Origin of the sequence: Nitrospira sp. (assembly GCA_029194675.1) — a bacterium.
Classification (GTDB): Bacteria; Nitrospirota; Nitrospiria; order Nitrospirales; family Nitrospiraceae; genus Nitrospira_D.
Window position 1 is genome coordinate 137,226 of the sequence record JARFXP010000006.1, and the last position, 20,655, is coordinate 157,880.

Annotated in this window: 24 protein-coding genes; 7 read left to right on the forward strand and 17 right to left on the reverse strand. The window is 54.7% G+C overall.

The window, feature by feature from the left end:
* Positions 1–60: 60 nt before the first annotated feature.
* The 4 genes from P0120_22490 to P0120_22505 all read right to left on the reverse strand — a co-directional run bounded on the left by P0120_22490 (position 61) and on the right by P0120_22505 (position 4,876).
* Positions 61–1,881, reverse strand: a complete 1,821-nt coding sequence (locus tag P0120_22490; GenBank protein ID MDF0677079.1) for a citrate/2-methylcitrate synthase — start codon at positions 1,879–1,881, stop codon at positions 61–63.
* A 92-nt stretch (positions 1,882–1,973) separates the two neighbouring features.
* Positions 1,974–3,170 carry an ATP citrate lyase citrate-binding domain-containing protein gene (locus P0120_22495; GenBank protein MDF0677080.1) on the reverse strand — a complete coding sequence of 399 codons (1,197 nt, stop codon included), beginning with the start codon at positions 3,168–3,170 and terminating at the stop codon, positions 1,974–1,976.
* 180 nt (positions 3,171–3,350) lie between these two features.
* Complete coding sequence (gene mutM / locus P0120_22500) at positions 3,351–4,190, reverse strand: bifunctional DNA-formamidopyrimidine glycosylase/DNA-(apurinic or apyrimidinic site) lyase (protein MDF0677081.1); 840 nt, start codon at positions 4,188–4,190, stop codon at positions 3,351–3,353.
* Between the two features lie 275 nt (positions 4,191–4,465).
* On the reverse strand, positions 4,466–4,876 hold the full coding sequence (locus P0120_22505; GenBank protein MDF0677082.1) for a dual specificity protein phosphatase: 411 nt from the start codon (positions 4,874–4,876) through the stop codon (positions 4,466–4,468).
* A gap of 101 nt (positions 4,877–4,977) precedes the next feature.
* Here P0120_22505 and P0120_22510 point away from each other — a divergent pair, with 101 nt between their 5' ends.
* Both P0120_22510 and P0120_22515 read left to right on the forward strand, forming a co-directional pair.
* A complete protein-coding gene (locus P0120_22510; GenBank protein MDF0677083.1) occupies positions 4,978–5,337 on the forward strand; it encodes a hypothetical protein in 360 nt (119 codons plus the stop codon).
* A gap of 64 nt (positions 5,338–5,401) precedes the next feature.
* On the forward strand, positions 5,402–5,584 hold the full coding sequence (locus P0120_22515; GenBank protein MDF0677084.1) for a hypothetical protein: 183 nt from the start codon (positions 5,402–5,404) through the stop codon (positions 5,582–5,584).
* Positions 5,585–5,858: 274 nt separating this feature from the next.
* Here P0120_22515 and P0120_22520 read toward each other — a convergent pair whose 3' ends face one another.
* The 4 genes from P0120_22520 to P0120_22535 all read right to left on the reverse strand — a co-directional run bounded on the left by P0120_22520 (position 5,859) and on the right by P0120_22535 (position 8,461).
* On the reverse strand, positions 5,859–6,458 hold the full coding sequence (locus P0120_22520; protein MDF0677085.1) for a hypothetical protein: 600 nt from the start codon (positions 6,456–6,458) through the stop codon (positions 5,859–5,861).
* Between the two features lie 212 nt (positions 6,459–6,670).
* Entirely contained in the window at positions 6,671–6,985 is a 315-nt protein-coding gene (locus P0120_22525) for a HigA family addiction module antitoxin (GenBank protein ID MDF0677086.1), read from the reverse strand.
* 8 nt (positions 6,986–6,993) lie between these two features.
* Positions 6,994–7,275, reverse strand: coding sequence for a type II toxin-antitoxin system RelE/ParE family toxin (locus P0120_22530; protein ID MDF0677087.1), 282 nt, complete (start codon positions 7,273–7,275; stop codon positions 6,994–6,996).
* Between the two features lie 178 nt (positions 7,276–7,453).
* On the reverse strand, positions 7,454–8,461 hold the full coding sequence (locus P0120_22535) for a small ribosomal subunit Rsm22 family protein (protein MDF0677088.1): 1,008 nt from the start codon (positions 8,459–8,461) through the stop codon (positions 7,454–7,456).
* A 209-nt stretch (positions 8,462–8,670) separates the two neighbouring features.
* Between P0120_22535 and P0120_22540 the strand changes: the two genes are divergently transcribed.
* The gene (locus P0120_22540; protein ID MDF0677089.1) at positions 8,671–8,919 is read left to right on the forward strand and encodes a hypothetical protein; all 249 of its coding nucleotides are present in this window, start codon (positions 8,671–8,673) and stop codon (positions 8,917–8,919) included.
* Positions 8,920–9,090: 171 nt separating this feature from the next.
* Here P0120_22540 and P0120_22545 read toward each other — a convergent pair whose 3' ends face one another.
* The 5 genes from P0120_22545 to P0120_22565 are packed head-to-tail and all read right to left on the reverse strand — an operon-like array spanning position 9,091 to position 13,226.
* Entirely contained in the window at positions 9,091–10,425 is a 1,335-nt protein-coding gene (locus P0120_22545; GenBank protein MDF0677090.1) for a transketolase C-terminal domain-containing protein, read from the reverse strand.
* A gap of 40 nt (positions 10,426–10,465) precedes the next feature.
* Positions 10,466–11,230 (reverse strand): carbon monoxide dehydrogenase beta subunit family protein, encoded by a 765-nt coding sequence (locus P0120_22550; protein ID MDF0677091.1) that lies wholly within the window; start codon positions 11,228–11,230, stop codon positions 10,466–10,468.
* A 22-nt stretch (positions 11,231–11,252) separates the two neighbouring features.
* The gene (locus P0120_22555) at positions 11,253–11,576 is read right to left on the reverse strand and encodes a pyruvate ferredoxin oxidoreductase (GenBank protein MDF0677092.1); all 324 of its coding nucleotides are present in this window, start codon (positions 11,574–11,576) and stop codon (positions 11,253–11,255) included.
* A 9-nt stretch (positions 11,577–11,585) separates the two neighbouring features.
* A complete protein-coding gene (locus P0120_22560) occupies positions 11,586–12,302 on the reverse strand; it encodes a 2-oxoacid:acceptor oxidoreductase family protein (GenBank protein ID MDF0677093.1) in 717 nt (238 codons plus the stop codon).
* 21 nt (positions 12,303–12,323) lie between these two features.
* Positions 12,324–13,226 (reverse strand): thiamine pyrophosphate-dependent enzyme, encoded by a 903-nt coding sequence (locus P0120_22565; GenBank protein MDF0677094.1) that lies wholly within the window; start codon positions 13,224–13,226, stop codon positions 12,324–12,326.
* 739 nt (positions 13,227–13,965) lie between these two features.
* On the opposite strand from P0120_22565, the gene queF reads away from it, so the two are divergent.
* Entirely contained in the window at positions 13,966–14,367 is a 402-nt protein-coding gene (gene queF, locus P0120_22570) for a preQ(1) synthase (protein MDF0677095.1), read from the forward strand.
* Between the two features lie 88 nt (positions 14,368–14,455).
* On the forward strand, positions 14,456–15,262 hold the full coding sequence (locus P0120_22575) for a symmetrical bis(5'-nucleosyl)-tetraphosphatase (GenBank protein ID MDF0677096.1): 807 nt from the start codon (positions 14,456–14,458) through the stop codon (positions 15,260–15,262).
* A 12-nt stretch (positions 15,263–15,274) separates the two neighbouring features.
* Here the strand turns inward: P0120_22575 and P0120_22580 are convergent, their stop codons facing one another.
* The 4 genes from P0120_22580 to folD all read right to left on the reverse strand — a co-directional run bounded on the left by P0120_22580 (position 15,275) and on the right by folD (position 18,750).
* Entirely contained in the window at positions 15,275–16,051 is a 777-nt protein-coding gene (locus tag P0120_22580) for a sterol desaturase family protein (GenBank protein ID MDF0677097.1), read from the reverse strand.
* A 152-nt stretch (positions 16,052–16,203) separates the two neighbouring features.
* Positions 16,204–16,992: a 3-methyl-2-oxobutanoate hydroxymethyltransferase gene (panB, locus tag P0120_22585; protein MDF0677098.1), complete on the reverse strand. Its 789-nt coding sequence runs from the start codon at positions 16,990–16,992 to the stop codon at positions 16,204–16,206.
* Positions 16,992–17,879 carry a methylenetetrahydrofolate reductase gene (locus P0120_22590; GenBank protein ID MDF0677099.1) on the reverse strand — a complete coding sequence of 296 codons (888 nt, stop codon included), beginning with the start codon at positions 17,877–17,879 and terminating at the stop codon, positions 16,992–16,994. Before P0120_22590 ends, panB begins: the two co-directional genes overlap by 1 nt.
* Before the next feature lie 10 nt (positions 17,880–17,889).
* On the reverse strand, positions 17,890–18,750 hold the full coding sequence (folD, locus tag P0120_22595; GenBank protein ID MDF0677100.1) for a bifunctional methylenetetrahydrofolate dehydrogenase/methenyltetrahydrofolate cyclohydrolase FolD: 861 nt from the start codon (positions 18,748–18,750) through the stop codon (positions 17,890–17,892).
* A gap of 222 nt (positions 18,751–18,972) precedes the next feature.
* Between folD and P0120_22600 the strand changes: the two genes are divergently transcribed.
* Together P0120_22600 and P0120_22605 are read left to right on the forward strand one after the other, a co-directional pair.
* Positions 18,973–19,956, forward strand: coding sequence for a hypothetical protein (locus tag P0120_22600; protein MDF0677101.1), 984 nt, complete (start codon positions 18,973–18,975; stop codon positions 19,954–19,956).
* 92 nt (positions 19,957–20,048) lie between these two features.
* A complete protein-coding gene (locus P0120_22605; GenBank protein ID MDF0677102.1) occupies positions 20,049–20,654 on the forward strand; it encodes a hypothetical protein in 606 nt (201 codons plus the stop codon).
* The last annotated feature ends 1 nt before the right edge of the window (position 20,655 follow it).

Genomic DNA, 20,655 nt, shown 5'->3' on the forward strand with positions numbered 1-20,655 from the left:
GAGTGCTGGGTGCTCAGACTGGGCTCGCAACTCAGGGACTCAGCACTCGTTACTCAGCACTTACTTGAGAGGCGGCACTTCTCTTCGTTTGGGCGCCGCATAGTTCACCAGGTAATCGAACAGCCGGATCAAGCGGCTATCCTGACGTTTCTGATCGACCCAGTGACCGATCAATCCGATCGTGCGCGACAGGATGAAGAACCCGTTCAAACTATCGACTGGGAAGCCCATATCGACCAACACGGCCGCCATCGTGCCGTCCACGTTCAGAATCAAATTATCCTTCTTCACCGCCGTTACCTGCTCCACCGCTAAGGCGAAGTCGAGACAGGGCGTTTTGATCTGCAAGCTCTTCACGTAACCCACAAGTTCCTTCACGCGTTTATCAGGATTACGCAAGCTCTTCACTCGGTGCCCAATCCCCGGCACAGGCCCGACGTGCTTTTTCATGTAAGCCAGAAACTCGTCTACCTTCATGTTGTTATCGACAGCATACTTGAACCAGCGGCCGGCATCCGTCACAGCGCCGCCGAAGCGCGGTCCGATCATGATCAAGCCGGCTGCCACCGCTTGCGACAGCCCGATGCCTGCGCAGGCCGCGAGAATCGTCGCATAAGCACCGCTCACGCAGGGGCCGTGGTCGGCGGACAACATCATAATTCGCTTGATGATTTCCGCTTCCTGTTTCGAGATCAACCGCTTGTCCCAGAGAAGACCGATGACATGAGGAATTTCATATCCTTTATTGATCAATTCGGAGGCAGGATAGCCGTCGTAGCAAGGTTCGTCCCCCCGGTCGTCGCTGATCGTGGTGCGGATGAGCGGCGCCACCACGACTTCGTCCGCCTTCATCGCCTCTTCGACGGTCTTGGGAAGCCTTGGAAGACTGACCGGCTCAATGATCTCCTTGACCAGACCGGACTTCAAGAATCCCTGATACGTGTCCTTGATCGCAGGACCAAGCGCACCGAACGTCTCAGGCACCAATGCCCCGGATTTCTTGAGGGCCTCTGACTTCGATCGGGCCGAACCTTCTCCCTTCATCCCTTCCTTGGCACCGGCATGGCCGAACTTCATTCCCTTGGGCAAACTTTCCTGACAGAACCCGGAGACGACGCCGATCAGCTTGATCCGGCGCTTCTTCGCACCGTACCACTCGGCCGCCCGTTCTTCGAGATCGCCACCCATTTCACCGACGATGACCACCGCCTTCGTCTGCGGATCATGCTCGAACATTTCGAGGTAACTGACGTAGTCGGTGCCGGGATAGGCATCGCCGCCGATACCGATCGCCGTCGTGATGCCGTCGGCGAACTGCGAGCAGATCCAGATAATTTCGTTGGAAAGACCACCCGACTTGGTGATGACGCCGAAGGAACCTTCCCGATAGAGCTTTGAGAGCACGAGGTTGTCGAACGCTCCGCCGATCACGCCCAACCGGCAAGCGCCGGCGGAGATAATGCCGATGGACGACGGACCGTTGAAGACCTTGCCCAGCTTTCTGGCATGGGCGCCGAGCAGTTTCGCATCCTTCTCCGGCACACCCTCGGTGATCATCGAGACCACTTTAATATGTGAATCATCCAGCGCTTCCATTGCGCCCTTCATCGCACGGTCCGCGCCGATGTAGACAAGGCTCGTGTTGATAGTCGGATGGTTCTTCGTTGCTTCCGCGATGGTCTTGTAGATTGGAATCGCGATCAAACCGCTGCCGTAGGGAATCTCGTTGGTCTTGCCGGCGTCAGGCGGATAGACGAACGCTTCAACATTGAGCGGGCGTTTGATCAGGTAACAGAACTCCGCCATGCGGCGGGCAGCGTTGACACCTGCAGCACCACCCTGAATCACCACGTGGGTGTCTTTATTTGCCAGAATACTCATCGCAATCTCCTCTTCAGTGCTGAGTTCTGAGTGATGAGTGCTGAGTTGAAGAACAGCTTCTCCTCGCTCAACACCCAGCACTCAGGACTTACTTACTTCTGCAATGCTTTGTCGACGATGTCCGTCAGCGGAGTGTTGCGGTCGAAGACGTGAATGTCGAAGCCCTCGTCCTTCAGTGCGCGCATCGCGTCAAGCCCTTCTTTTTCACGAGGCCCACCGCGGCGCACCCAAATTTTTACCCCCTTTAACTTGCCGTCACTCTTTGCCTTGCGAAATCCATTGATGATGCCGCCGAAGGTCTTCTTCACGTCGGTAAAATTAGCGATCGCCCCGCCGACGATGATGTTCTTGATGCCGGGCAATGAGCAGACCTTTTCCGTCAGAACCTCAACGGCCCAATCGGGTGGATCACCCGAATACTCGGCATAGTTCGCCAACTTGCCGCCTCGCGCCACGACGGCATCGGAGTAGTAGACGCTCGCACCGCCGCCGGCCGGCAGCATCGCCGTATCGCCGCCTGGAATTTCGATGAATTTGACGGACCCCTTGATTTTGCTGTCAACCCCCATGACTTCCACTTCATCCCTACTGTAGGCACGCCCAAATTCCGCGGCGAACTGGAAATTCCAATCCGGATGGCGGAATTTGGCATCGCCGTCCAGCAGCGTCACGGCATCGAGCGCAATCAGCTCACCGTCGCTCTCGCGTGTGACGACAGGATTCACTTCGAGATACTGCGCATCTTCGTGGTCGAAACAGGCAAACATCTTTTCGGCGAAGTCGGCCATCTTCTTTGCGACCGGGCCTGTAAACCCTGCCTCTTTCGCGAGTTTTTCAAGCTTCTCCGTGGAAGGAGCTTGCCCGACATCGAGACACAAGCGCTTCACTCGCTCCCAATTGGACTCCACTTCGATACCGCCGCAATTGGCGACAAGGATCTCGACACCTTCACGAGTGGACTTTACCGCGCAATAGTATTCGTCTTTGTGGGGGACCATCTCAGAGACAATGACCTGCGAGATGGTAATGCTCCCGACCTGGCGACCGATCATTTCTTTGGTTGCCGCCACTGCACCACTCAGATCGAGGCCGACCTTCACCAGACCGAGCTTAAACCGGGAACCCAGCGCTTCATGCGCTTTGGCAACCAATTTAGTCTGTTTCATCCACTCGTTGACCTGACCAAGCTTGGAGAGTTCGTCCGCGGAGGTGACAACCGCATAATGTGGAACGTGAATTCCCCACTTCTTCATCAGTCCCATCCCGGGACCTTCCAAGACCTTTGCCATGAGCGTTCTCCTTCGTATTCAACCCAGTCGATAGGGAGCTGGATTGTAGCGGAAATCAACGGGATGACTCAAGACACCAGAGGGACTACCGTGAAGCGGATCAAAAGGCCTAGCCTGAAATTTTCAAACCTCGCTCTTACTAAGCCGCGAAAATGTAAGTACTTTTTCCTCTTCTGACCATCACTTTGTAGATCGAAGAGACTGGCATCGGGGGCAAAAATATGCGCTCCGTTCCCCTTGAAAACGTTGAATGATCCCGCCACAGCGATGTGGACAGGGCTGCCCCTCTTTCCCATAGACCAGATGCCGCCGCTTGTATCGTCCTTCTGTTCCATCGGGAGCAAAAAAATCTCGGACGCTCGATCCTCCGCAGGCAATCGCCTCGTGGAGGACCTCACGCATGATCCGGTAGAGCTTTTCAATCCTACCCACCGAAAGTCTGCTCACCTGAACATGTGGGTGCAAGCCGGCTCTAAAGAGAATCTCATTCGCGTAGATGTTTCCGATACCGGCGATGACTTGTTGATGCATCACGAGAGATTTGAGCCGTCCACGCCGCTCTTGCAAAAGTCTCACAAAGTCTTGCTGCGAGGCGGAGAGCGGATCGAGTCCAAATCGGCGGGCGACATATCGTTCAAGCCCCGTCTTGTCCAGCAGGGAAAGACGTCCGAACCGACGAGGATTCCAGTAGCGTAGTTCCGGCTCACTGGCTCCCTCGAACGATAACCTTACATGGGTATGCTGGGGATGTTTCGTCCGAGCCGACTGGAACAAGAGAAGTCCGGTCATCCCGAGCTCAGCCACCACATAGCGACCGGCTTGAGCCTTCGCAAATCCCAGGACGATGCTCTTGCCGAATCGCTCGACAGATTGCAGGCCAGCACCTCGATACCAAGGCACGGTGCTGTAGCCTTCTCGAACGATATCCGCCCGTCCGACCCACACATCACGCAATTGTGCTCCAAGGAGACGAGCACGGATTTGTCGAGCGACGACTTCAGCTTCTGGAAGCTCCGGCATAACTCATCCAAGTTAAGAGCTAGAGAGGAGCTCCATTACGACATGAGGAGTGAGGAAAGGCAAGACGGGCTTGGCGGGATACGAAAAAGATCGGGGACCGACTCAAGCAGAAATCACCAGGGTGTTCAAAAAGGCTGTCCAGCAAGGCCGCAGCGAGCGAAGAGGCGAGGCGTACTCCGTTCCGTATGTTGAACCTCTGAGCGACGCGACCTGCCTGCGCGAAGCCGCTCCGGCGAAGGCAGGGAACGCCGCTGGCAGGCTTTTTCAACACCCTGTTAGGCGGCACGCCGGAGTTGGCGGACCTGTTCAATGGCAACTTGAAGATTCGGCAGCGGCATGGCACCAGGCCGCCGAGCCATGACCAACTTCAAGACTTCATCATAGGTCCGGCCTTCGATGCAGCATAGATAGGCCATGACGACTGAAACGGAGCGGCCCATGCCTGCTCGACAGCAGACCAGCGTCCGACCTTTTGGTGCACGTGGTTCCAGCCATTGAACCGCTTTCATCAGCTTGGCAGGATCGGCTTTGGCAAACTCTCGAAAAGGAATCTGATGATAGTCCACCCAGGCAACCGGTGTGATCGTAAACTCTTCGGCGACGAGCAGGAGTGTGCCGATGACCGGAGGAGGCTCCTCCGCATCGATGATGCTGCCTACCAGCAGATTGTCTGTTATCTGATGCATGGCGTTTTCAGTATAACCGCACCTTGAGAGACGTCAAGGTATTCTCCTCTGCTCGCTTGTGGTTGCGATTTCATTTCCCCGCCCGTTATACTCGCGTCAGCATGGTCACTATTACTCAGCAAGAAGTAGAACGTCGCCTAGACACGGTCCCATGCGCCGTCTGCAAACAGTCCAGCTTCGCGATCGACGAACGGTTCATGGGAACAGACGGCGACTGGCGAGGCATCTGCAAGAAGTGCTACTACACGTTTCCGGTCTATACCGATATGGAGTTCTATCTTCGGACACAGCCGGATGTGCCGCTCCGGTTAAAAGAGATTTCCTGCACGGCCTGCAGTCATCAGGGGGTGGGCTTAGACTTTCGAGCCACGTTGTCCGTCCGCGATGCCTATTACTTCGTGACTTGCCAGAACTGCAAGCGGCAATTCCCTGAGAAATCTTCGTTGGAGGCATTTGAATAATCGGTAGGAGGTTCAAACCAAAGCCAGCGGACTTTTTCAACATCCTGGGTGTATACTAAATCCTATGACTGACAATCCAAAACAGCCTGACATCTCCTCGCCAGAAGAGAAGCCAAAGGAGAGAAAAGAAATCCCCTTGATCGCCATTCAGGATGATAGTGCTGTGATGGCCGAAGAAATGGCGGATCTGTTCGAAGAAGATAAGGTCTCCCACCAGCACGGCAGCTCGGAACCGGAAGCGGATTAGCCAGTTCGGCTTTCAGCAATCAGCCGTCAGCTTTCCGTTCACCTCATCAATAAGAAAGATTGAGCAGCGTTGATCAGTCCTGCCCTGCTCACACGCTTCGGCTCGACCGCAGTAAGGCTCACGCTGCTGATCAGCGCAACTAGTTGGCTTTCTGCTTCGCAAAGCCATCGTCGGACAGCGCCAGCCTCCTTCGGAACGGCAGCTACTCGCAAACTGCGGTACGTCGCTTTCAGAAAAAATCCCGAATCCCTAATCGGTATCCCAGCCATATTCCTCATCTCGGTGGCAATGCAACAAGGTCAAGACCTCCATCAGGCATGATGAAATGTGCGTGGGCACAGAAGTGAACCCCTCGTAGGCCATCACCACTTTCTACAAGGACACCAATCAAAGATGGAGGAGCGGATGCTGAAACCCTGAAGACTGGAGCCCCACTCATTCCACCTACATGATCCGGAAAACTCAAATTATGCGGGTTGATCAAGACTTCTCGCCCAGCGTTTTCATCGGCAATGGTAAATCTTCTATCGCCCACATTAGTAACGTAGTCCAATATAGGTAGTACTCTTGTATTGATCCAGCCATCGCCCGCTTTTCTGTGTAATTTTGGGAAACCCATGATCAGCGCTTTGTCACCAACACAAGCTCCGGTGGATTGGGGGAAATCGAGATCGAAATAATGCTCTTCTAACTCCTGACATTCAGCTTCTTGAGGGATCTGGATTGTACAAATGTCGACGTGGTCATCACGGGCGATCACAGGCCACAAGGTGATATCCGTAAACGAAGAGCCTGGCGCACCAAGCAACACTACGACATCTGAGCCTTGAGTAAGTTTGTCGATCTCAGTGACGAAATGATTGGCCGTAACCAAAAATCGATTCTGCCTTGTTCGGGCAAGCAGGACTGTCCCCCCGGTTATCCAACCATCAGTCCCTGGGCTAACTCTTGGATAGACGAGAACCGGTGCGACATAGGGAAGTAAGGATGGCACTAAGGACTCAATCTGCCTTCTGACTTCCTCTCGGATGTGATCGGTCATTCTGAATAGGACTTAAGGTCTCAGACAGAGCGCGGAGGGTTGTGCTAGGCAGCACTCAGTGGCGAAATGCGATTGATTCTACCTTTGGCTTGTTTCGCTGCCTCCCATAGATCAACCGCTCGCTGGGCATTTAGCCAAAACTCAGGGCTGTTGCCGAACAAACGAGAGAGCCGCAATGCCATTTCGGGGCTCACCGCCCGTCTCTCTCTCAGCACCTCGTTCACAGTCTGGCGCGACACTCCAATGGCCTTGGCAAAGCCTGATACGGTCAACTTATAGTCCGGTAGGAAGTCCTCGCGCAGCATCTCTCCCGGATGCGTGGGTCGCACCTTCCGAACTCCTTTGTTGGGAATAGCCATGCCTCACCTCAATGATAGTCGGTCAATTCAACATCATACGCATCACCATCGATAAATCTGAAGCAAATCCGCCACTTCATGTTTACCGAAATCGAATACTGGCCCTCTCGATCTTCCTTCAGCTTATGCAATCGGTTGCTCAGGGGAACCTTTAAATCGTCCGCACGTGAAGCCGAATCTAAATATTGCAGCTTTCGTAATGACACTCTCCAAATCTCGGTAGGAAATCGTTTGGCCTTACCCACCTCATATAGTTCTGCCGTGTGGCGATCGGCAAACGTCCTGATCACGTGCAAGAGTGTAAACTACCACGTGACATCTTGCAACAGTGCCACCTGAGTCAGCCTTCGATACTTGACGCATCATGAAAGAGCTGAAGTCGCCCGCCCTTCGTCCGCTGAGGTATTTGTCAGTAGGTTGCAGCGCCAGAAGACATGCACCGTTCGTCACCTCCGCTACAACATCTCATCATGCTGATTGAACGATCTGCACAGCGCCATCCCGCTCGATGCGTCCCAACGCTGACACCTTTCCCCGCCGTTCTTTGTGAGCAATCTTCTCAATCTGCACGATCGCCCCACGATGCCACTGATCGAGTGCTTGGTTTTGAGGAGAGGCCAGGCGATCCTGCCGGCCAACCTCTTGCCGGCCTTGCCCATTGCAGAGCCACGCCCGCTTCTCACCTTTTAGCTCGCGGAGTTCGCTTACAACTCGATAGACATCAGGCAGCCGATTCACAATTGTCTTGCCGTCTTTTCGCAACAATACATACGAAAACTTCAGCGCATCCTTGATGAAGCCTACTTGATTGTCGATCTCTTGAATAATCACAGGTGGTTCCCAGGCACGTTCTTCATGGCACCAATCGTCGGCCTTCGCTAAGGCTGGGCAGTTCTGCTCATGGAGACAGGGGCTATAGAGAGTGCACCGTTTCTCTTGAAGCAATCGATCGCGCACCTGGTGGAGTGATCGAGAGGTTTCTCGTAAAGCCGGCTCCACGATCATCATCGTGCCGTGCGGTTCCAGTAACGCTAGAGACTGATCAACAACGGTAGTTCGCGCCATGATGGGATCGCCTGCGTCTGCAAAGATCTCATTCAAGCAATTGGCAAGGATGATGAGATTAAAGGGGCCTCTCAGCTTCACCTGCTCCAACCAGGCTCGTCGCGCGAAATCTCCCTCATACGCCTGCAAGTCCGCTTCTTGAATACTGGCCGCCCGACAGTAGCGATCCCATAACTGCCTGGATTGTCTGAGGGCTACCGTCGAACGATCGACAGCGGTCACTGATAACGTATATGGCAACTTTCGTTGAGACCACCAGTCAAGGACCGCCAGAGCCCCGGTTCCCGGCCCTGAACCAATGTCGAGAACGGAAAACCCCTCGACCGGTTCCGGTGTCGGCATCTCATCGAGCAACAACTGGATTTTGGCCAGATTCACCGGCAGGAAATACTGAAGATATGCAGCACCCAAAAGTTCATCATCAAGATATGTTCTGGTTAGATGACTCCGCTCTTTAGTGAAGCTCTTGGAAAGTGCCGCCACTGCCTGCCCTAACTTTTTTCGAGGCAGACCCTCGCTCTCGATCCGTTCAGTGATGGCCTCTAGGAGTAACGGTGAAACCGTGGCGTTGAGGCATCGCATGAGGCTAGTGTATGCTCGACCTATTACGGAGGACAACCATGACGGATGAAATCCTGAAGGCTTATAAAGAAGTCGAATCAGCGGTGGAACGGTATATCAGGCTCTTGCATGACCATGTCACAATGCTACAGAACGTGGAACCACCAGGTTCCGACAAGGTCGTTCGACTGACGGCCGGCTCAAAAGCCATGACTGATAGTGCGGCAATCTATCTGTCCTATGCGAAGTATGTAGCGTATGGCATGCCGTCCAGTGAGGAGATGGTTGAGGACGAGATCCAGGGATAACAACGTTGCTCGTATCTCGTGAGAAGTCGTTCCTCGAATGCTTGAGAGATCCGCTCGCCTCGTTGAGTCGAAGCGGGCTTCACGAATCACGTGACACTCGACGCACTTAAAGCAAAAGAGCCTGCCCGGTTTCCCGGCCAGGCTCTTTTGCTTTTACTAAGAAATGCCTTATCAGATGCTGCGCATGAAGTGGGCAACCTCGTCGTGACTAACGGCTCCGCCCATGACCTGCGACATCGCGACGTTCGTGGACTTCTTGCCGGTCAGGCCGGATTCGACCTCATCCACGATCAACTCCACCGGCATCGATTGACCGCCGTACACGCGCGGGCCGCCGATGATCTTAGCTTTGGAGTACCCATAGACCGCGGTCGCCACTTCCTTGGCCAACCAACCGACGTAGTTAAATTCCGGCACAACAATCAGCTTCGTGTTTTTGCACAGTTCGCGTAGTTCCTTCGTCGGAAATGGACGGAGCGATCGAACCTTGATCAGTCCGACGTTGAGACCCTTGTCCTTGCAAAGACGAACCGCTTCGCGCGATTGGGCCGCCGCGCTGCCGGAAGCGATGATGATGGCCTCCGCACCTTCGACGTTTTCCGCCGTCAGCAAGCCACCCATGTACTTATTGATGTACTTGCGGGAGCGTTCAACCGCCGCCCAGACCTCTTGTTGCCACACGGCGTGAATATTGTACGCCATGAAGTTTGATTTCTGGACCGGAGCGTCGCGAGACAGACGAGCGGGAGGATTCTCTGCATCAAGCACAGGGACGGCACCGCGCCAGGCTTCACGCGGAGGCAACTTGATGCCACGATCCTGCATGCGCACATAGCCGCGGGCATGAGTGACGAAGAACCCGTCGCAGCAGACACCGACCGGCAAAGTCACATCGTTCTTTTCACTGATCGTGAAGCCGGCCAGCGTGAAATCGAACATGTCCTGCTGGTTCTCGGCATGGAACACAATCATCCCGCAGTTCAGCAAGTAGGACACTTCAATGTTGTCCGGCTGAATGGCGAGCGGCGCGTTGACCACCCGGCAGGTAAACATGGCGACAACCGGAAGACGGTGACCCGGCCAGGATGCAATCCCTTCCAAACCGCGCAACGTGCCGGGTCCGGCAGTGGCCGTATAGCAACGGACACCCGCGCGTGATCCACCGGCAATAGCCGCCATGACGCCGACTTCTTCTTCACCACGATAATACTCTTTCACGTAGCCTTCGCCGTAGAGCACGCCGACGAGCTGCATCGTCTCGCTCTGCGGGGTGATCGGATAGGCGATGGCCAAATCCACGTTGGAGCGGCGAACCGCTTCCTTTGCCGCTTCGCTCCCGGTGATGAATTCCTTCGTCCGCGGCGCTTCGAGGAACAGGTACTCAGGGGTCACGACCTTTTGTCTTTTTGCTTCCCCATGGGGATCTTTTTTCCCATCAGACTTAGGCACGGCGACGCTGGTAATCGGGTCACCCTGTGGATTGGTTTTGACTTCGGTCTCGCTCATAGTTACACCTCTTGGCTAGTTCGAGCGTTGCCGCCCGGCCTTATCCTTCCCGCTTCATGTGCTCGGCAGAATGACCGAACATCGCCGCACTACCCGTCCCACCTGGAGTTGGAGCGAACGCCATCGGGTTCGTGTGGGTCTTCCCATCATGCACCTTGGATTGCGTGCCAGTAAAGCGGACATTTTCACCATTTTCCGGTAACTTGATCCCCATCTCTTCACGGACACGCTTAAAAATCTGCGCTACGCGCTTGATCTTAAGCGTATCGGAGTCTCGGATCGTCAGCATCGCATCCTCATGGCCTTGTTCCGCGCAGATCGCCATGGTGCAGCAATTCGTTCCCGCCCGGATCATCTTGAGGGTCAGATTCGCATAATGACAATGCACCCCGATGAAGATACAAGCTTCGATCTTATTGCCCCAGATCGTCAGATTCGGATGATTAGGGTTGATGACTTCTTCCGGATCGATCTTCGGATACTTCGGCCGATAGTCCGGCATCGGAATGATCATGACTTCAGGAATCTGCGCGGCAATTTCCAGCGTGGCCTTTGCTTTTTCCACCGCATGATCGTTCCAGGCCCAGAGCAACAGCGGTCCAGGGAAGAGAGTCGCGTTCGGGCTCGTCAGCATCTTACGAGCCATCTCTTCAATCACCACTTCTTCGTTCGGCTCGAGCAATCCGTAAAATAATCCCTCCCCTGGATCCGGCAGCGACACCCCTAGCTGCGCGGCTGAGGGAGGATGGAAGCCCGCAGGCCCCGGTACGATGATGCGCTCTCGAGTATCCTGTGTTGTTGCCACGCCCTTCCCCCTTTCCTCGCTCTTACCCGACGACCGGACTGGCCAAAACGGCCGTCGTGCTCTTTTCGCCGTATGTAATATTGTCCGTCAACGCCGCCTTCGGCAATTGATCGATCATGATCATCTTGATCGCATTGTTCTTGGCCATATTGTCACAGACCCATACGCACTGCGCACAGCCTTTACAACGGTCCACTGCGACATAGGCCGACCCATACTTGAACCCTTGCTCTTTGCCCATCTCCTCGCTGTAGAGAATCGTGTTAGCTTCCGGACAGTACTGCGTACAGAGCTTACAGCTCTTCGAGGCGCAGATTTCAACGCTGATATCGGCAACAAGGTACATGGTGCTCCTTTATGCGGTGGCTGCCGCCACCGGCTCTTCCGCGCGCTTGACAGCATCCGCGGCCCAGCCGTGGTCGACAGCATAGTTCCATCCCGCCCGCATGACGGCAACATTCTTCTCGATCAGTTCCTGTTTCTTTTTGAACTTCCGTTCAACGACACTATCGAGGGCGGCAGTACCGCCGGATACCACAAAACCTTTCCCGAGGAACCGGTCCTTCACGGCCTGATCCAATCCCGCCATACTCGTCAGACCTGTAATCGCGCCGATACAACCCATCAGCGCCATGTTGGTGGCGAGGTCCATACCCGCGACTTCCAATGAAATCTTCGTCGCTGGGAAGTAATAGAGTTTCGCGCGAAGCTTCTGCAGCTCAGCCGCCTGGTCTCTGTGAAGATTCATCGGCCCGTCGTTGTTGATCAGCGCAACTCCATCTTCTTTTAGGCCGAAATAGAACGGCATCGTATAGGACTTGCCGTGGGTGATGACCTGTGGATGGAAGATGATGATGATGTGCGGAAACGTGATTTCACCGATCTCGTAAATCGGCTCATCCGACACTCGGACATAGCTTTCCACCGGCGCCATCCGTTTTTCAGACCCATAGAACGGCACGATGGTGCTTTCGCCGCCGGCATTGATCACCGCGGTGCTGAGAATATGCGAGCCGGTGACGACACCCTGCCCCCCGACGCCTGCCATCCGAATATTGAATCTCTTTGCCATAATGGACCTCCTCGTGAACGCCTAAGCTTTGCCGGGAATCGCGGCGGCGGGAGCAGTCGGCTTCGCAAGGAATTCCTTGTAGCCGTAACGCTCAGTGAGGTATTGTTTCGCTTCGTCGCTGACATATTCCGTGAACTGATACCGATCATTCTCGACCGTCTTCGCATCTTCCATGACCTTGTCGGTCGGAATAGCGTACTCGATGTTGCAGGACGTGTAGGCTTGAATGTAGGTTGATCCAACTTCTCGCGCAATCAACACGGCTTTCTTAATGACGCTTTCCACCCGTCGTGGATTATTCGGCACCACGGTCGCCACATAGGCGCAACCGGCAACTTTGGCCATCTGCAACATATCCATCTTCTCGAACTTCTTGCCGAGCGGTGCCATCTTTAGCACGGCGCCGCGGTTGGTCATGCCGCTCTCCTGGCCACCGGTATTCCCATACACTTCGTTGTCCAACATGATGGTCGTGAACCGCTCTTTGCGGAACCAGGAGTGGAGTACTTGTTGAAAGCCGATGTCCGCTGTACCGCCATCGCCGGCCATCACAACCACGTCCTTTGGCTTGTCGCCGAAGCGGAGACGGAGACCACGGGACAGGCCGCTCGCCACTCCGTTTTGGTCACCGTAATTGCCGTAGACAAAGGGAATCGCCGCCTGAGAGATGGCCAGACGACCGCAACCAGCCGTCCCGACAGTAATGGTGTCTTCGGGGTTGGGAAATGCGATCATGGCGAGCCGGATAAAAAGCGTCATGGCACAGCCCGCGCACATGGGATGTTCTTCCAACACTTCCTTGAAACTCCCCATTTGTGAGACAGTGACCTTCTTTCCAAAAGGCCCATGCTCCACCATATCCCGATATTCCTTTGGCATGAACTTCTCAAATCCATTGGAAAACTTGACATAATCAAGACTCATCAGGCACCTCCCTTATATCGTTGGCAACGGTCGGCCGCTGCTCATCTTCTCTTCCGCTTCACACCGCTTCCACATGATGCATCGAAGAAAACTTGAGGACTTGAGGATTTGACAATCAAACCACTACTTAACACTCGCCGATCATTGGGCATCCTAGCAAAGCCGAAAAAAGACTGTCAATCTTTGCTCAACCTTTTCTCGTCTCCGTCGTCACAGTCCCCGCTATGAATTTTGTCATGAATTTTCCACGATACGTTCTGTCATAGTATAACGTCGTGAAAATCAAAGCAACTTCTAAGAGGGCCCAAGGTATCCAAAAGAAGGCCTAGTTTCAATCGGCGAGATAGGCCATTCGCCCCAAACGGTCAGAACGAGAAAACCGCAAGAACAGGCACCTCCGAACTTTTTAACAATTCACGTTTAGACATTGCCGATCTACCGCATTCCGTTTACACTGCACATCATGTCACTACGCGTTCTCATCCCGGGTGAAGATGATGCAGGTTTCCATGTCGGCGGAGTTCATAAACGCCCGCCGATTCCGGACGATTCAGTCAAAGCCGAATGTCCGAAATTCATGGCGCACGGTCCTTGCGGAGGGGTTCGCAAAGGTGGGCTTTGCGAAGTCTACCCCGAGATGAAATGTCCATGGGTCTCGCTTTATATCGAACTGGAGAAAATCGGCCAGACAGAATGGATGAAACAAGTATGAGTGGGCCAGCATGGAGGAGAGGAGAAAATGAGGGGCAAGCAAAGGACCACGAAATTGGGTTACAACGAGCGGCATGCGAAGAGCGGAATCAGTGCCACGCTTCCCGACATCGAGACCTTTCCGAATCAATATAAGGGATATGAAATTACGATTGAGATCCCCGAGTACACCGCGATTTGCCCCAAAACCAACTTGCCGGACTTCGGAATCATTACACTGCACTATATGCCTGACAAAGAATGTCTTGAACTGAAAGCGCTTAAAATGTACATCCATGCCTACCGTAATCTCGGCATCTTCTATGAAAATGCCGTCAACAGAATCCTTCAAGATATCGTCAACGCCTGCCATCCCGTATGGGCGAAAGTCACCGGCACCTTCACTGCGCGCGGCGGGCTTTCGAGTAAGATCGAAGCCAAGTTTCCTTAACTGAACAACAACCGAACAACGGCAAACCAGCCGGGATTCGAAGGTCCTTGGGTATGGCCTCCTTGCATCGGTTTAACTCACGGTAAGCATGGCGACCTATGCGATCGGCGATGTGCAGGGATGCCATGACGCCTTGCAACGTCTTCTCGATCTTGTCCAATTTGATCCGAGCTGCGACCGTCTTTGGTTCGTCGGCGATCTCGTCAACCGCGGGCCCGATTCACTTGGGGTGCTTCGTTACATCCGTTCGCTCGGGCCGTCCGCACGCGTGGTGCTTGGCAACCATGACGTCTTTCTTCTTGCAGTCTCGGAAGGGGTGGTGGCACTTCGACCCAAGGATACGATAGGCGACGTATTGAAGGCCGACGATCGGCTTGACTTGATTAACTGGCTTCGGCACCAGCCCTTGCACCACCACGAGGGGTCGTTCTTCATGATCCATGCGGGGCTCCTCCCTCAATGGACAACGCAAGATGCCGCTCAATTGGCCGGCGAGGTCGAGACCGCCCTGCGCGGTGCCGGCTTCCAATCGTTCTTGCGATCACTCTTCCATGAGCCGGCGGTCACGTGGAGCCCCAACCTTACCGGCGTCTCACGGTTGGTCACAGTTGCCCGTGTGCTGACCCGACTTCGCACCTGTACACCGACCGGCGACACCTCGAACTTTTCCGGTCCGCCTGAAAAGACACCGCCAGGCTATTTCCCTTGGTTCCGTCTCACTGCTCGCCGCAATGCGGATACGACCATCATTACCGGTCATTGGGCTGCACTCGGCCTACACATGGAGCCCAATCTGCTGGCCATCGATAGCGGCTGTGTGTGGGGACGACAACTGACAGCGGTGCGATTGGAAGATCGGTCGGTGTTTCAGGTTGACGGGCAGACACGACATTGACGCACGCGCAGCTCAGACCCCTGCGACCAGGCGCGCCAGGGGAACCTGCTCGCCGATCCCAAATGTAATCGGTGTCTTGAGTTCCTCCGGATCAACATAGGTTCCGAACAGTCGGTCCCAAACCGAGAACGTCACTCCAAAATTCACATTGGCATGTGCCAGGTTCTCACTGTGATGAACATGGTGATACCGCGGCGTCACAACGATCCATTCCAGCCAATTCGAGCGCCAGGTGACGTTCATGTGCATCCAGTCGTTCAACAACATGTGGGAAGACAAGACCACCCAGTACATCCACCATGGAGCATGGCCGAAAACCGAAAAGGCCATCATCCAGGGCAGGTTGAACAATACCTGTTGCGGGAGCGAAGCTCGGTATCCAGCCAGCCAGTACATGTGCTTCGGGGAATGGTGCCACTTATGGCTGCACCAAAACGGGCTCACGTGCAGAAACCGATGTACCCAGTAGGCGCCGAAGTCTCCAATCACATAGTACAGGGCAAAAGTCGCCGCGGTCGGAAGGGCCGAGATAAATTCCGGCAACATCGGCCGAATTACGATCCGTTCGCTTACATACAAGGCGGTAGGGAGCAGCAGGTACCCGACCAGCGTGGCCCCCACGATGTCCATGAAGAAGATAGACCGATAGGGCACCTTTCTCGCCGGTATCATCCATTCAAGCGCTGTGACGAAGATCACCCTCGCCGTGAACAAAAGCGGAATGAAGAGGTCATGGTCGAAGACGAACTGCCGGAACTCTCGGCTCAGCAGCCATTCAATCCATTCCATCGCGCCTATCCCGCATGCCAAGGTAGGTCGGAAGGCCCGACTCTATCAAACGGACTCAGCTCTGTCTCCCCCGCTTTCGGTGAAGCGTAAGCGGAGATTGCGAGATATGAAAGGAAAATCTGAGATGGATCAAGCGAAACAAGTCTGCGAGCCTAATGGTAACTTTCGGCATCAGACGGAAATTTGCCCTGTTCCACTTCTTCTTTGTAACGAGTCAGCGCTTGGAGCGTGTCGGCTTTGAGGTGTGCATAGGTCTTCACGAATTTCGGGATGAACGCATCAAAGAGTCCAAGGAGATCATAGAGCACCAGTACTTGGCCATCGCAATGGGGACCTGCTCCAATACCAATGGTGGAGATCGAAAGGGCTTGAGTAATCTTTTTGGCTAGATCGGCAGGCACTGCCTCCAATACCAGCCCGAATGCGCCGGCGGCTTCAAGGGCCCTTGCATCTTCCAAAAGCCGGGAGGCTTGATCGTCGGCCTTGCCTTGAACCTTGTATCCGCCCAACGCATTGACTGATTGCGGGGTCATGCCAAGGTGACCCATGACAGGTATCCCAACGCTAGTCATGGCTTTGATTCGATCTGCCATCACAGCTCCGCCCTCAAGCTTCACCGCAGCGGCGCCTGCTTGCAGCAATCGGCCTGCATTGCGCAGAGCTTCCTCTGTGTTGGTCTGATAGGACATAAACGGCATGTCCGCAATCACCAGCGCTCGCTGCACCACGCCTGCGACCAGCTTGGTGTGATACAGCATGTCGTCCATCGTCACCGTAAGCGTATTGGGTTTCCCCTGCACGACCATGCCCAGCGAATCCCCCACCAGAATCACCCGTATCCCTGCTTGCTCTACGATGCGCGCGAACAGCGCGTCATAGGCCGTCACGACGGCGAGTTTCTTCCTCTCTCGTTTGAGCTGCTGGAAATCGAGGATCGTCATCAGTTCAATTCAGCTTTGGCGATGATCTCGGCCAACCGATGCGTGGCTTTGATCGCCATGATATGAACGCCGTCGCAATGCGGCCGAACCGCCTGGATCGTCCGTACGGCGATGTCCACCCCGACGTCCTCTGCCTTCTCACCGGCAGCTTTGAGTTCATCGATCATCTCGCTTGGAACCGAGATGCCCGGAATATGCGCGTTCATGAACTCCGCCATCTTGTGATTGCGCAGCACAAGGATACCGGCAAGCACCTTGACCTTATAGGGCTGGACCGCCTTCATGAAGCTCGCGAACTGCTCCGGATGGTACACCGCTTGGGTCTGGAAGAATTGGGCGCCCGCCTTTACCTTCACTTCAAACTTGGCCAGCATAGGCCCGAGGGGGTCGGCCTCCGGTGTGACAGCGGCACCGATTGTAAACGATGTCGAGCCGTCCAATTTATGCCCAGCCATGTCATGCCCCTTGTTCAATCCTTGCACGAGCTGCATGACTTGGACCGAATCGAGATCATATACCGGCTTGGCCTCCTTATGATCACCGACCGTCGGATAATCGCCCGTGAGACACAGAATATTTCGAATCCCCAGCATGTGGGCGCCCATCAGATCCGACTGCATGGCGATCCGATTGCGATCACGGCAGGTCAACTGCATCACGGGGTCGTGCCCCAACTCATACAACAGACGACAGACTGGAAGTGAGCCGGCCCGAACCACGGCGGCCGTATTGTCGGTGACGTTCACACCGTGTACCAGCCCGACAAGCTGTTTGGCACTCTCGAGAACGGACGAGATGTTGGTGCCCTTGGGGGGGTTATACTCGACCGTGACTGCAAACATCCCTCGGTTGAGGACATCGAGTAGGCGCTGTGGTTCTCGACTCATGGATGGCTCCTCATAGCATTCCTGCCGCTCTCTTGGCCGACTCCACGGTATTTTCCAGCAGCATCGCGATGGTCATTGGGCCGACCCCACCGGGGACAGGGCTGATCCAGCCGGCCTTTTGGCTGACCGCGTCAAAATCTACGTCGCCGCACAGCTTGCCTTCAGGGGTCTTGTTGGTCCCCACATCGATGACGACCGCGCCTTCACGCACCATGTCGGGCGTCACGAACTTCGCCTTTCCGATCGCGACGAGCAACAACTCCGCCTCACGGCAAACCCCGGGCAGGTCCTTCGTTTTTGAATGACAGATCGTGACCGTCGCATTCCGTTGAAGCAGCATCAACGCCAACGGCTTCCCGACAATATTGCTCCGTCCCACCACAACTGCCCGCTTGCCTTCTATTGTCACCCCGGTCGACTCGATCATCTTGATGACACCCTTTGGGGTACAGGCTTCGAAGACCGGATGGCCCTCCACCAGTCGGCCGAAGTTGTAAGGATGAAATCCATCCGCATCTTTCAGTGGCGAAACGGCTTCGAGGATCACCTGGCTGTCGATGTGTTTGGGCAGCGGAAGTTGAACCAGGATTCCATGGATTTTGGGGTCGGTGTTCTTTTTGTCGATCAGCGCCAACAGCTCTGCCTGCGTCGTGTTCACCGGGAGTTTGTGATCGTCAACGTAGATCCCCGCTAACTCGCAGGCCTTTTGCTTGTTTCTGACGTACACATGCGAGGCGGGATCGTCACCGACCAAAATGGTCGCAAGACCCGGTTTCATCGATTTCTTGGCAAACAACTCCGCCGAGTCTTTTGCCAGACGATCACGGACCTGTTGCGCGAGCGCTTTTCCATCAATCAACTGTGCGGCCACGGTCCCCTCCCTGTCACTGTTTTGTCCAATAAAATCGCTGCAACTTAGCAGGTGAATTTTAGGCAAGTCAACGCTCATTGAGTGGGTGGACGTCGAGCATGAGCAGCAGGGAATCAGGATGTTTCCGTTTCATTTCGGCCCTGATCCCTCCCTCGCCTTTCTTGACAGCCTCTTCAACCCTTAGATACGATAACCGAAATTCTAATTGTGGATAGCCCTTCGTTGCCCTTATATTCCTACCACCGGCTTCTCCTCCCGTGGGTACTCACACTGAGCCTTACGCTGCCCGGCGAGGCGGCACAGATCACGGGTTTGGAATCGCCAAACAGTTTCGTAGGCGACCCTTCCGGGAAAGAATATTTCATCTCCAACATCAACGGGGAATCGGAGGCCCGGGACAACAACGGCTTCATCACAAAGTTGAATGCCGAGGGAAAGGTCACCAACCTCAAGTTCATCCAAGGCGGCGTGGCGGAGATCCTCCTGCATGCTCCAAAGGGGATGGCCTTAGTCGGACCGATTCTCTATGTCGCGGACCTTGATCAGCTGAAAGGCTTCGACAAGACAACGGGAAAACTCGTGACCACGGTGTCGTTCCCGTCCCTCTCCCGGACACCGGTATCACTGACGGACGTTGCCGCCTCACCGACCGGCCTCCTCTACGCCTCGGACCAAACCGCCAATTCGATTTACCGTATCAACCCATCGGCCAATCATCGGGTCGACCTGTTGATTCATGATGACAGGCTCGCCGGTCCCGCAGGAATCGCAATCCATCCTAAGACGAATCAGCTCATCATAGTAAGTTGGGAGAAGGGGAAAATCCTTGAGATCACTCCTGACGGACAGCTGACTGAATTAGAATCGAACGGATTTTTTACGAGTCGCTTTCAAAACCTGAGCGGAGTGGATTTCGATCAATGGGGCAACATGTACGTATCAGACATCACAAAAGGCAAGATTTGGCGCATGACCCGAGATTATCGATTCCAAGTCATCGCTGAATATCTCCCCGCTCCGGCTGACATCGGTATCGACCGGGTGAACAACCTGATTTTGGTTCCCTACCATTATGTCCACGCCGCGGAAATGAACGGACTTGAAACCCCTTCGGTCGCCAAGCCGAAAGGCGAGAAACGTACGTTGGCCGACTACGGTTTTATCCCTCCCCCTCCCAAGCCCGGACCGGAAGGAACGAAGAAATGAGCTCGTGTGCTTATTGTCACCATCGAAAGGGCAAACGTGCCTGTCCAGCTCTTGGAGGGTTGATCTGCAGCCCTTGTTGTGGCGAACATCGCATGACACGGATTTCCTGCCCCACTGATTGTGTCTATCTCGATAGTGGAAACGATTACCAGCAGAAACGACTCAGTGAGCAATTCTTGCCCATTCGGCGAGATTTCTATCGAGAGCTGGATGAATCGGGAGGGCAGAAGGCGGTTGGGTTATTCAACCTGATCGAAGTGATCACGTTCAGTTACTTTGAAGGACGTCGAGACGGGCAGGACGCCGAGGTGATCACAGCCCTTCAGGCTCTCCGGCGTACACTCAGCCCGCTGCATGTCCCTGCTGCTCCAATGCCGGTGTTCGCCGAACAGCTCCGGAAGGAGTATGAAACATTCAGAAAACAGAACCCCGAGCAGATCGCAGATCCATCGGATGCCCCGGCAATCCTGGATCGGATCGACCGGTTCGTCTCTACCTTTTCAGGGAAGAATTTTCAGTCAAGCCGGTTTCTGGGAGGGCTGCTTGGGTATGTGAAGATGCAGCATCCAGAGATCGCGACACATCTCAAGAAGAAACGGGAACCGGGACACATTCTTCTACCCGGGCAATCGTTCCTGCCACCACCTCTCGCCGAAGAACACACCCATGGTCCCGACTGTAAGCACCATGACCATTGAT